Origin of the sequence: Microbispora triticiradicis (assembly GCF_005864065.1) — a bacterium.
Lineage (GTDB): Bacteria > Actinomycetota > Actinomycetes > Streptosporangiales > Streptosporangiaceae > Microbispora > Microbispora triticiradicis.
In genome coordinates this window covers 190,343-201,786 of record NZ_VANP01000012.1, presented here as the reverse complement: position 1 = coordinate 201,786, position 11,444 = coordinate 190,343, and the positions used below count along the sequence as shown (strand labels likewise).

At 71.7% G+C, this 11,444-nt stretch carries 8 protein-coding genes; 6 read left to right on the top strand and 2 right to left on the bottom strand.

From position 1 onward, the window contains the following. Positions 1-156: 156 nt before the first annotated feature. The 3 genes from FED44_RS27155 (at position 157) to FED44_RS27145 (ending at position 5,149) form a co-directional block, all read left to right on the top strand. On the top strand, positions 157-3,060 hold the full coding sequence (locus FED44_RS27155; protein ID WP_138462487.1) for a CHAT domain-containing tetratricopeptide repeat protein: 2,904 nt from the start codon (positions 157-159) through the stop codon (positions 3,058-3,060). A gap of 66 nt (positions 3,061-3,126) precedes the next feature. Next, entirely contained in the window at positions 3,127-3,591 is a 465-nt protein-coding gene (locus FED44_RS27150) for a hypothetical protein (RefSeq protein ID WP_138462486.1), read from the top strand. A 1-nt stretch (position 3,592) separates the two neighbouring features. Continuing rightward, complete coding sequence (locus FED44_RS27145; RefSeq protein WP_138462485.1) at positions 3,593-5,149, top strand: hypothetical protein; 1,557 nt, start codon at positions 3,593-3,595, stop codon at positions 5,147-5,149. Between the two features lie 97 nt (positions 5,150-5,246). Here FED44_RS27145 and FED44_RS27140 read toward each other — a convergent pair whose 3' ends face one another. Then, positions 5,247-6,509 carry a cellulose binding domain-containing protein gene (locus FED44_RS27140; protein WP_208759200.1) on the bottom strand — a complete coding sequence of 421 codons (1,263 nt, stop codon included), beginning with the start codon at positions 6,507-6,509 and terminating at the stop codon, positions 5,247-5,249. A gap of 115 nt (positions 6,510-6,624) precedes the next feature. Beyond that, positions 6,625-8,100, bottom strand: coding sequence for a cellulose binding domain-containing protein (locus FED44_RS27135; RefSeq protein ID WP_167521607.1), 1,476 nt, complete (start codon positions 8,098-8,100; stop codon positions 6,625-6,627). 435 nt (positions 8,101-8,535) lie between these two features. Between FED44_RS27135 and FED44_RS38225 the strand changes: the two genes are divergently transcribed. The 3 genes from FED44_RS38225 (at position 8,536) to FED44_RS27125 (ending at position 11,439) form a co-directional block, all read left to right on the top strand. After that, complete coding sequence (locus FED44_RS38225; protein WP_262367355.1) at positions 8,536-8,661, top strand: hypothetical protein; 126 nt, start codon at positions 8,536-8,538, stop codon at positions 8,659-8,661. Positions 8,662-8,983: 322 nt separating this feature from the next. After that, positions 8,984-10,270 carry a cation:proton antiporter domain-containing protein gene (locus tag FED44_RS27130; protein WP_138462484.1) on the top strand — a complete coding sequence of 429 codons (1,287 nt, stop codon included), beginning with the start codon at positions 8,984-8,986 and terminating at the stop codon, positions 10,268-10,270. A gap of 116 nt (positions 10,271-10,386) precedes the next feature. Further along, positions 10,387-11,439, top strand: coding sequence for a BMP family lipoprotein (locus tag FED44_RS27125; protein ID WP_138462483.1), 1,053 nt, complete (start codon positions 10,387-10,389; stop codon positions 11,437-11,439). Positions 11,440-11,444 lie beyond the last annotated feature (5 nt).

Here is an 11,444-nt window from a genome sequence, read left to right as displayed (position 1 = left end):
ACCGCTGCAGACGCTTCGGTGCGGGTGCCGGTTCACTCATGGTGCACCTTCCATCACGAATGCGCATCACGCCTTCTCGGCGCGATCCGGTGGGGCTAGCTTCGGCGTGGCGGCGATTGGATCTGAGTGGGCGGCGAGCGAGCAGCGCGGAGGGCCATGCCGAGGCGGTTGCGCGTCCGGAAGAGCGGGCCGTGGACGCGACATGTCGCTCGTGCCCGGCGCCGCCTGGCGGCCGGAAGACCGGGAGAGGCGGCGCGCGAGTACCGGCGGGCCTGCAGGCTCGCCGACAGCAAGGGCGCGGATCAGGCGGTCAGGTCGGCCCTGCGGCAGCGACTGGGGCTGGCGCTGCTGAAAGCGGGCCGCGGGCGCGATGCCCTCCGGGCGCTGACCGAGGCCTGCGAACTGCTCGCCGGCGTCGACGCCGGCGCGGCTGTGGAGCAGGTGGAGCAGTACGCGCTCACCCTGGACACTCTCGGGCTGGTGCGACGAGACCTCGGCCTGCTCGCGGCTGCGGAGAAGTCCCATCGCGAAGCGCTGAAGAGGCTGCGGCAGATCGGCTCGCAGGAGGACGCCGTCCGCGTGGCCGTCAACCTGGCCGTCGCGGTCAAGGACCAGGGACGGATCACCGAGGCGCGCGGGCTGCTCGAGGACATCCTGCCGGCGGCCCGGCGAGGTGATCGTCCGGAGCCGCTCGGGCATGTGCTGCTGACCCTCGGCCTGGTACACGAACTGCTGAACAACCCGGATTCGGCCGAGCGGCTGGCCCGGGAGGCGGCCGAGGCCTACGCCGCCGCGGGAAACAAGGAGAGCGAGGCGGCCGCGACGCACAACGTGGGCAGGGCGCTGGACGCCCAGGGAAGGCACACCGAGGCCATCGAGTGCTTCGTGGTCTCCTTGGCCATCAATCAGGAGATCGGCGCCGAGCTCGGTGTCTCCGACGACCTGGGCGCCCTGGCGTCCCTCTTCCAGCTCACCGGAGAGCACGGCGAGGCCCGCCGGTTGCACGAGCGGGCACTGGCGATACAGCGGCGGGCCGGCTACCGGCGCGCGGTCGTCTCGACCCTCAGCGACCTGGGCCTGCTGGCACGGGACGAGGGGGACTTCCCCCTGGCCCGCCGCCATCTGCAGGAGGCTCTGAAAGAGGCTGAGACGCTCGCGGATCCCCACATGGTCTACGAGGCGCGTGTCCTCCTGGCCGAGACCAGCATGGTGGAGGAGGACTACGAGCGGGCGCGCGTCGCCTACCTCGCCGCCGCCGAGGCGATCGGGGACGCCCGCCGGGCTCTGCTGGACGAGGCGGACGCCGTCACCTTCTTCAGCGAGTCCCGCCTCGACGCCCTGGACATGCTGGTCAGGCTGTCACTCCACCTGCACGATCGGACGGGCGCGCTGGAATGGGCCGACGCCGCGCGGGGGCAGGAGCTCGTACGCCGTCTCGCTCTGACCGCCCTCCCCGCACCGCCCGGACCGCCGGAGGCGATCCTCGCGGAGGAGGCCCGGGCGCGACACCGGCTCCGCGTCCTGGAGGGGGACCTGCGTGGCGGCGGGTCCGCGGACGCGGCGTCGCTGACGGCCCACCGGGAGACGCTGACCGTCCTGCGCCGTCTGGAGGACCGGCTCGGCGAGGAGGCTCCGGAGTACGTGTCGATGCGCCGAGGGGAACGCCTCGGCTGGAACGGCATCGCCGCTCTGCTGGCTCCCGCCGGAGCGAACCGCCCGCGTGAGGAGGCCGAATTGGACGACACCCCGATCTCCCCGGCGGCCGGATCCCGCTCGGACGGGCGGGCCGGCGAGACGTCACCCGGCGTCGTTTCCGGCCCGCCCGGGCGCCTGGTCCTGGCGGAGTACTACGTCACCGACCACGAGACGTTCGTCTTCGGTGTGACGGCGGACGCGCCGGAACCGCAGGTCGTCACGGTGGAGGTGACCCGCGCCGAGCTCCGGGAACTGGCCGAGGAGGTCCGCGGGACGCTGTCAGGCGAGCGCGCGGGGCTCGGACGGCTCCTCGCCGACGACCGGCTGGTCCGGTTGCTCGCGCCGGTCGTCCAGTGGGCCGGGCCCGGGGACGTGGTGTACCTGGTGCCGCATGACGCGCTCCATCTGCTGCCTCTGCACGCCGTACCCGTCGGCGGCGGTCCGCTGATCGACCGGAACCCGGTCGTCCTCGTGCCGTCGGCCTCCGTGCTGCGCTACTGCCAGGCCAAGCGCAGGACGCGCCGCGAGACCGCGCTCATCGTCGCCGATCCGCCCGCGGAGCACCCGCTGGCCTTCGCGAGGGAACAGGCGCTGGCGGTCTCGGCGGAGTTCGGCGGGCAGGGGGTGCCGGCGGCGGCCCAGGCGACCCGGGAGGCGCTGATCGCCAGGCTGGCCGAGCCCGGAGGCGCACCGGACGTCATCCACTTCGCGACGCACGGCGTGTTCGACCCGATGGAGCCGATGCGCTCCGGCATCGAACTCGCCGGCGGCCGGCTGACCGCGGAGGACATCCTCGGGCTGCGGCTGGACGTGGACCTCGTGACGCTCGCGGCCTGCGAGACCGGCGTGAGCGAACGCCGGCCGGGGGACGAGCTGATCGGCCTCACACGGGCGCTGCTGTACGCCGGCGCGCCCTCGGCGCTGGTCGCGCTCTGGCGGGTGGACGAGCTGTCGACCAGCATGCTGTTCGGGAGGTTCTACGCGGCGCTGCGGGCCGGTGCGTCCAAGGCCGAGGCCCTGCGCCAAGCCCAGCTGTGGCTCCGCGACCGGACGATCGCCGACGCGCTCGAATACGCGCGCGGTGCCCGCTCGCGGCTGGCCGGTGACCCGCGCGCCCTGGCCGTCGTACGGCTGGAGGAGGCACGGCTCCACCTCGCGGCCGGTGACTTCCCGGCCGCGGCCGGCCTGTTCGGGAACCTGGTGGACCACCCCGAGCTGGACGAGGAGCAGCGGGAGGTGGCGGAGGTCGGCATGCTCCAGGCGAGGCTCGCCATGGACGTCGGCGGCGAGCCGAATCTCAATGTCCCGGCGTTCGCCGACCCCTACCACTGGGCGCCCTTCGAGTTGATCGGCGACTGGCTCTGATAGCGGACAGGAGGTCGAGTGGAGCGGCGACGGCCCATCTCCGAGTTGATGACAGGCGATTTCACCGTGACGGACGCACGAGAGCCGGGGGACCCCGACCGGGGAACGACATTCACGGTCCTGGTCGACGAGGACGGCGCGCCGGCCGGGCTCGTCAGGGCAGGGGAGGCAGGCCAGGCTTGCGTCGTCGCGATGGACACCCCGATCACGGATGTGCTCGGCTCGGCGGACCTGCTGCACGCGCTGGTGGCGGGCGTGCCGGGACTTGTGATCGTCCAGGAGGGGCGCGTCACCGGCGTGGTCACCGCCGAGGCGATCAAGGCCGAGATCGTCGGCAGCGCCTCCTCCGGTCTTCTCTCCGGGAGGCAGTTGGGCGACGCCCAGCCGCCCGGCAGGCGGGCCGAGGTCGTCACGAGCCGCATCCGGTGCGCGGAGTGCGGCAACACGAACACCTTCCGCCGGTTCAGCCAAGCCCACCGCTACACCTGCCAGTACGGCGACCACGACTTCGTCCCCTACTGGAACGGGTGACATGGGCGGGCTGGTCGAGGCGGCGTCCGGAGTGGTCGACCGGCGGCTGCTCACCACGACGTTCCTGCCGGTCCTGGTCTTCCTGAGCGCCCTGGCGGCCGAGGGTGCCGCGGCGACGGGCTGGACCACCACGGTCCGCTGGTGGTCCGGGCTGGGCGCCGAGGTGCAGGTCACCCTCGCGGGACTCGTGCTCGCGGCCGCGCTCCTGGCGAGCCGGCTCATCGCCGTACTGCGCGTCGGGCTGACCAGGATCTACGAAGGCTACTGGGAGGCGCTGCCGTACGGCGGACGCCTGGCCGAGCGGTGCCGGACGCGTTTCACGGCGGCCGCGGCGGACGAGCCGATGCGCGGCGACCACCGGTCCCATCTCTATCCGGCCGACGAATCCCGTCTGATGCCGACCACGCTCGGCAACATCCTGCGCGGAGCCGAGGACCACAGCCGCGACAGATACGCCATCGACGGCGTCACCGCGTGGCCGCGCCTGTACGCGACCCTTCCCGAGACCTTTCACCAGGCGTTCGCCTCCGCGGCTGGCGACCTCGACCTGATGATCACGGTCAGCGGGCTCGGCCTGGTCTTCTCCCTGCTCGGCGGAGCGCTCGGCACCGCCCTGCTCCCGTGGTACGGGGCGCTCCTCTGCTGCTGGAGCGGCCTGCTGGTCGCCTGGGCCGGTTACCGTGGCGCGGTGCGTGCCGCCGAGCCGTACGGCGAGCTCTTCCGCGCCGCCTTCGACGTGTACCGCTGGACACTGCTGGACACGATGGGTCTGCGGCGGCCCACCGAATACCGCGCCGAGGCGGAGCAGTGGCGGCAACTGGACAAGCTCTGGACCGTCGGAGCGGTCGACAGCGAGCACGTGGCCAGCCTCGGCTTCCCGGATCCGCGACCGGAGGCGAGGGCCACGCCGCCGGACGCCTCCCCGCGGGGCGCACTTCATGGCCCGCCCCCGGTCCGGTCGGCTGATCCGCACATGGATCCTCCTGCGCCCGCGCAGGGCGGATCCCCTGCGCGGCCACTGCGGCTCACCCCGTGGCTGGTGGGCGCGGCCGCCGTCCTGGGGATCCTGGTGGCCGGGGGAGGGCTGGCGATCCGATCCCTCACCTCGCCGGCCGGCTGGACGGCCGTGCACGCGTTGCGCTCGTACCAGGTGCTCACGGCCGCTGACGTGAGCGGTCCCTCGGCGGGGGAAGCCGCGGGGCGGTACACGTTGCGGGCCGTGGAGGAGGGCGCGCCGGTGGACCCGGATGTGCTTGGTCCCCGGTTGCCTCCAGGCGCGGCCGTGGGCAGGGTCGTCGTCACGGTCCGGCCCCCGAACGGCCGGCTGTTCGCCGACGGAGTCGCCCAGGGAACGACGGCGACACTGCGCCTGGTGCCGTCGCCGGCCGTGCGTGGCCGCCCCGCGGCCGCCCGGGTCTTCACCGACGTCACGGTTCTCGACCTGCTCGGAGGCGAGGCGCGCACCGGGCTGGTGATCGCGCTTCCGGCCGCGCGCCTCGACGAACTGCTCGGTCACATCGGCGGCAGCGACGTCTACCTGGTCACGGCCATGGAGTGAGCCGCGCAGGTGACCTCGTCCGCGCGGCGCGGGGAGCCGCCGCCCTGCGCGGCGGACGGGTCGGCCGCGCAGGGCTGGTTCTGGCTAGCTCGGGCTGTTATCGGAGGTATGCCGCGAGGCCGAGCCGCTGGTCGCGTACGGCTCCGGCGACGAGGCCGGCGATCTGCCGGGCGCCGTACGCCTCGAAGTGGGTGTGGTCGTTGGCGAAGAACGCGCCCACCGGGCCCGAGGTGTAGTCGCCGCTGTACGGACAGAAGCGCAGGCTGTTGTAGAGGGTGTAGCTCAGCTTGTGCAGGTCGATGACCGGGGTGCCGGTGGCGGAGCCGACGTCGAAGGTCTCGGTCAGGTAGCCGCGGTTGGGCGTGGCGGTGCTTCCGCTGCAGGTCAGGGCGGCCACAGGGGTCACCAGCACGGGGTTGGCGCCACGCTGCTTCGCGGCGCGGACCATGGCGGTGAGGAGTTCGCGGTACCGGGCGGAGCCGACGTGCCGGGGGCAGGTGGGGGAGCCGTCGTTGATGCCGAACTGGATGAACAGGTAGTCTCCGGCCTTCATCCCGGTGGAGGCGTCGAGCATGGACTGCCAGCGGGCGGCGTAGGCGGTCGAGCTGAGGACGCATTCGCCCGAGGAGTTGGTGCTGCTCGTGACGGCCGACTCGTACAGCCAGGTCTGGATGCTGCGGCCGCCGACGGCGTTGTTCGCCACGGTGGCGTTGGCGGTGAGGTACTGGCCGAGCTCGCGGCCCCAGCCGACGATGGGGTCGCCTGAGCTGTTGGCGACGGTGGAGTCGCCGGCCAGCCAGACTGTGATCTTCCCGGGGGTCGGGGTGGTGCTGGGTGTCGCGCTCGGGCTCGCACTTGGCGTCGCACTGGGGCTCGGACTGGGGCTCGGGCTGGGGCTCGGGCTGGGGAAGCGGGTCGGAGAGGCGCTGGGGCTGCTGGTGACCCCGCCGGTGCAGGTGACGCCGTTGAGCGCGAAGCTCGCCGGCACCGGGTTGGCGGAGCTCCACGACCCGTTGAACCCGAAGTTGGCCGACCCGTTGCCCGGGATGGTGCGGTTGTAGTCGACGTTCTTGGCGGTGACGTTCGCCCCGGTCTGCGTGACCGCCGCGTTCCAGGCCTGGGTGACCTGCTGGCCCGTGGAGAAGGTCCAGGTCAGCGTCCACCCGTTGATCGTGTCGCCGAGGTTCGTCACGGTGACGTCCGCGCCGAAACCACCCGTCCACTGGTTGGTGATCCGGTAGGTGACGGCGCAGCCGGTGGCGGCGCCGGCGCTCGGCGCCGCCGCGAAGGTCAGCGCCCCCGTCAGCGCGGCCACCGCTGCTGCGATCGCCGTGGCGGCGCGCCGTCGGAACATGGTCATCTGCGGTTCTCTCCTTCTCGGGCGGGCGCTCGGTCGGTCAGCGGGCGTGCGTGCTTCTCAGCGGGTCGGCGACTGCCACGGGTAGTACGGCCGCCGCACGACCGGCCGTGTCATGTCAGGTGAGCGCGCATGCGGCGCCGTTGAGGGTGAAGGCGGCCGGTGCGGTGTTGGCGCCGTTCGAGGTGCCGGTGAAGCCGACCGTCGCGGAGGCGCCGGGCGCGAGGGCGGGGCTCCATGTGGGGTTCGTGACGGTGACGGCTGCGCCGGTCTGGGTGAATGTGCCGTTCCAGCCCTGGCTGATCTGCTGGCCGTCGGAGAACCTCCAGCCCAGCGCCCATCCGTTCAGGGTGCTGGCGCCGGTGTTGGTCACCTGTACCTCGCTCTGGAAGCCGCCGGGCCACTGGTTGGTCACGCTGTAGTGCACGGCGCACGCCCCGGTTGGGCCGCTCGGGGTGGCGCTGGGCGACGGCGTGGGGGTGGGCGACGGCGTGGGGGTGCGGCTGGGCGTCACGGAGGGCGTCGGGGTGAAGCTTGGTGTCGGGGTGGGGGAGGTGGGCGGAGCGAGGTGGGCGGCCACGATCGGCGCGAGTTTGGCCGCGATCGCGCGGTGCCCGGCGTCGTTGGGGTGGACACTGTCGGACAGGCCGTCGGACGGCACCCATCCGTCGGTGGCGACGAAGAAGACGTTGCGGTCGCCGGCGTTGTTGACGGTCTGCACCGCGGCCTGGGTCTGCGGGACGAACCGCCCGCGGAAGGTCTGCAGGGCCAGGATCGCGGCCTTCGGGTACTTGCTCCGGATGGTGCGCAGCAGGCCGACGTAGGAGTCCTGGAACTGTGTCGTGGACACGCCGTGTCCGGCGTCGTTGGTACCGAGGTTGATCACGACGACGTCCGCCTGGTATCGGGCGAAGTTGTGGTCGACGGCCCCGTCCGCGGCGCTGACCTTCACGAAGCGGCGGTCCAGGCCGACGCAGCCGTCGGCGGTGCTGACCAGGCAGGCGCCCCCCTCGGCGACCTGCATGTGGTCCAGCCCGAGCTGCTCGCCGACCAGCCATCCGTACGCGGTGAGGGCGTTCTTCGAGGTGGTGGTGCCGACGGTGATCGAGTCGCCGACGAACTCGACCATGCCTCGGGCCGCCTGGGCGGGCAGGGTGCGTGCGCCTGAGTCGAGCACCAGCCCCTGGAACACCGCGTCGCCGTGATAGGAGCCGGCCACCACCCGGTAGGACACGCGCAGGGTGTGGTTGCCCGCCGAAAGCGGGGTGGCGGTGAGGTTGACCGTGCCTCGTACGTTCTGCAGGTAGACGTCGGGGCGGCCGTCGATGCTGTAGTAGAGGTCGATGGTGTTGCGCTGCCTGAGCTTGACGGTGGTCCCGGTGAACCCGGTGGTGAGGTAGGCGCCGGCCCAGCCGGGGACGTAGGCGGTGCTGTCGCGGGTGTCCCAGCGGCCGACGAAGCGGATGTTGGGGTCGGTGGGCGTCCCGTCTCCGGCGGCGGCCTGCGCTCCGGGTGGCGTCGCGAGCGCGACCGCGGCGACGACGGTGCCGGCGGCGACCGCCAGGCGCATGAGCTTCATGCCGATCCGTCTCATGCAGCGTCCAATCTGGTGGGGACCGGTGGGGCCGGACGTTACGAGACGCTAGAAAAGCGCACGTAAAGGCGTCAAACACGTTCTGACTGCATGTGCAGGCGATTCGAAGGGGAAGTCGTCGCGTTTCAGGTCAGCCGTACGATGGCGGCCGACGGGGGACTCTCCCCGAATGAAACTTTCGGAACCTCGTGTGAAAAGCCCGCTCGCCCCTTCCGGACGAGTTCGGACGACGCCGCCCCAGGCCATGGACAATCTCCGCAAAAGACTTCAGCATCATCATCGAACCGCACTTCCGGGTGAAACGGCGGCGAGTACTTCGCTTGGCACGATGACCAAGCTCGCCGTCACCTGCGCGAACCCGGCCGTTCTGCCGCACGCCATCGAGCTGTATCGCTACTGCACCCTGGATCGATCCGGCAGTAAGGAGCGAGAAGCATGACCACGACGCTGTCGTTCGGGAACCGTCCGGCCGGGACCCCGGTTCACCGGAAGTTCCAGGACATTCCGTTCTCCGCGGCCGCCGGCACCGCTGACCCGACCAAGGGGCAGGCCGCCGTCTGAATGGGCCGGGAATGCTCTCGCGGCTCCTTTCCCACCCGTCGAACCGCCGCCCATCGAACCGCCGCCTGTCGAACCGCTGCCCGTCGAACCGACGCCCGGGTCATCCGGGGCACCTGATACGGACGCGCGGTGGTGTGCGCGGCCTCGGGCGCCGGTTCCGTCTCGCGCGCGTTCCACTCCGCGTTCCAGTCCGCGTTCCATTCCTCGCCCGGACCGGACGGGGGACCAGGTGCGCGTCACCGCGCACCGCACGCCCGCGCCGTACTCGTCACGGCGACACGGCCGTGCTCGACGGCGCCCACACCCGGAAGGAAGTGGTCCTATGAGCCCGCACACCGTCGCGCCGCTGCTTCTCGGCCTCGCGGTGATCGTCGTGACGGCGTGGCTGCTCGGCATGCTCGCGCGCCGGCTCGGCCAGCCCGCGGTCATCGGCGAGATCGTGGGCGGCGTCCTGCTCGGGCCGACGCTGTTCGGCGGCGCGATACCCAGGACGCTCTTTCCCGCCGAGGTGCGGCCGTCGCTGACCCTGCTGGCCGACATCGGCGTCTGCCTGTTCATGTTCCTTATCGGCCTGCACCTGGACCACACGTTGCTGCGCGGCCAGAGTCGTACGGCCTCCGTCGTGTCGGTATGCGCGATGCTGCTGCCGTTCGGTCTCGGCGCCCTGCTGGCGCTCTACCTCGCCGGCGGTGGCGGGACCGGCGACCGGGTCGCGTTCGTGCTGTTCATGGGCGTCGCGATGGCGGTCACCGCGTTCCCCGTCCTGGCCCGGATCCTCACCGACAAAGGCCTGATCGACACGCCGATCGGCGGGCTGGCACTGGCCTGCGCCGCGGTGGGCGACGTGCTCGCGTGGGCGCTCCTCGCCGTCGTGGCGGCGCTGGCGGGTGGCGGTGGTCATCCGTGGCGCGTCCTGTTCGTGGTGCCCTTCGCCGCCGTGCTGCTGGGGGTGGTACGACCGCTGCTGGCCCGGCTGGCCGCCCGCCGTCCGGTGTCCGGTCCGCTGACCGGCGTCGTACTGGTCGCCGGGGCGGCCGGGCTGCTGCTGTCGGCTCAGGCGACCAGCTGGATGGGCCTGCACGCCATCTTCGGCGCGTTCCTCTTCGGCGTCGCCATGCCGCGTGAGGGCGTCTCGGCGCTGCGCGAGCGGGTCCTGCCGTGGATCGAGCGAATCTGCGCCGTCATGCTGCTGCCGGTCTTCTTCATGGCCGCCGGTCTCAAGGTCGATCTGTCCCGGCTGGACACGGTCGCGTTCGGCGAGCTGGCGCTGATCCTGCTCGTGGCGGTCACCGGCAAGTTCGGGGGTGCGTACCTCGGCGGGCGGATCACCGGCGTACGTCCCCGCCACTCGGCGGTCCTCGGCATCCTGATGAACACCCGCGGCCTGACCGAGCTGATCGTGCTGACCGTCGGGCTCGAGCTCGGCGTGCTGACGCCGCGGCTGTACTCCCTGATGATCCTGATGGCCCTGGTCACGACCGCCATGACCGGTGTCCTGCTGCGGATCGTGTACCCCGAACGAAGGGTCATCGAGGACAGGTCGCCCCGCACCGGCGCAACCCGCCTGCACGTGAACGAAGGCCGTTCCGGCTTGTCTGATGAGTATTGACGCTTGTCTGACGAGTGCCCATCATGGTGTCGCCGGAGTCGAGATCAATTGCGCCCCGGGAGGCAGGGCCCGGGGGCCCTTGCCCGGCGCGGGCGCAACGACATGAGAGGTGGCGCATGCCCCGACTGTTCGCCGCTCGACTGCTCACCACCTGTCTGACGTTGTCCGTGGTCGCGGCCTGCGGGGCCACGGGCGGCGGCACCACCGCGGGTCCGGCCTCCGGTGAGAGCCGGGCCGGCGCCGGAAAGATCACTGTCGGGGTCGCCTACAGCCGGGGCGGGCGCGGAGACAAGTCCTTCAACGACTCGGTCGGGGCCGGAGTCGACCAGGCCAAGGCGAAGCTGGGCGTGTCGGCCAAGGAGCTCAGTCCGAACGCGGCCGGGTCGGACCTGGAGGAGGTCCTGCGCCTGCTGGCCGAAACAGGACACAATCCCGTCCTGGCCGTCGGCTTCTTCTACGCCCAGCCGCTGGCGAAGGTCGCGCCCGCCTTCCCCCACACCCAGTTCGTCATCATCGACGACGCGACGGTGAAGCTGCCCAACGTCACCAACGTCACCTTCCGGGAAGAGCAGGCGAGCTACCTGGTGGGAGCGGCGGCGGCCCTCAAGTCGTCCACCGGGCGGATCGGCTTCGTCGGCGGCGTGCAGACACCTCCCCAGGAGAAGTTCATCGCCGGATACACGGCCGGCGCCCGGAAGATCAAACCCGGCATCCACATCTCCAGCGTGTTCCTCTCCCAGCCGCCCGACTTCAGCGGGTTCTCCTCGCCGGACAAGGCGCAGGAGGCGGCCCGCGGGATGTACGACGACGGCGCCGACATCGTCTACCACGCCGCCGGTGCGTCCGGGCTCGGCGTCTTCCAGGCGGCGAAGGCGGCGGGCAAGTGGGCGATCGGGGTCGACGTGGACCAGCGCAAGACGGTCGGACAGGGGCTGGCCGACGTGATCCTCACCAGCGCCACCAAACAGCTCGACGTCGCGGTGCTGCGCATCATCGAGGACGCGGCGGCGGGCAAGCCGGTCTACGGGCTGCAGGAGTTCGGGCTCAAGGAGGGCGGAGTGGGCTACACCACGACCGGCGGCGAGCTCGGCGACGCCGAGCCGCGAATCGAGGAGCTCCGCAAGCAGATCATCGCGGGCGAGATCACCGTGCCCGTCTCGCCCAGCTGACGTCC

Excerpts from the sequence above, each read along its gene's own strand:
- FED44_RS27145 (WP_138462485.1), top strand. The coding sequence starts at position 3,593 with ATGGGCGGGCTGGTCGAGGCGGCGTCCGGAGTGGTCGACCGGCGGCTG.
- FED44_RS27155 (WP_138462487.1), top strand. The coding sequence starts at position 157 with ATGCCGAGGCGGTTGCGCGTCCGGAAGAGCGGGCCGTGGACGCGACAT.
- FED44_RS27135 (WP_167521607.1), bottom strand. The coding sequence starts at position 8,100 with ATGAGACGGATCGGCATGAAGCTCATGCGCCTGGCGGTCGCCGCCGGC.
- FED44_RS27125 (WP_138462483.1), top strand. The coding sequence starts at position 10,387 with ATGCCCCGACTGTTCGCCGCTCGACTGCTCACCACCTGTCTGACGTTG.
- FED44_RS38225 (WP_262367355.1), top strand. The coding sequence starts at position 8,536 with ATGACCACGACGCTGTCGTTCGGGAACCGTCCGGCCGGGACCCCGGTT.
- FED44_RS27140 (WP_208759200.1), bottom strand. The coding sequence starts at position 6,509 with ATGACCATGTTCCGACGGCGCGCCGCCACGGCGATCGCAGCAGCGGTG.
- FED44_RS27130 (WP_138462484.1), top strand. The coding sequence starts at position 8,984 with ATGAGCCCGCACACCGTCGCGCCGCTGCTTCTCGGCCTCGCGGTGATC.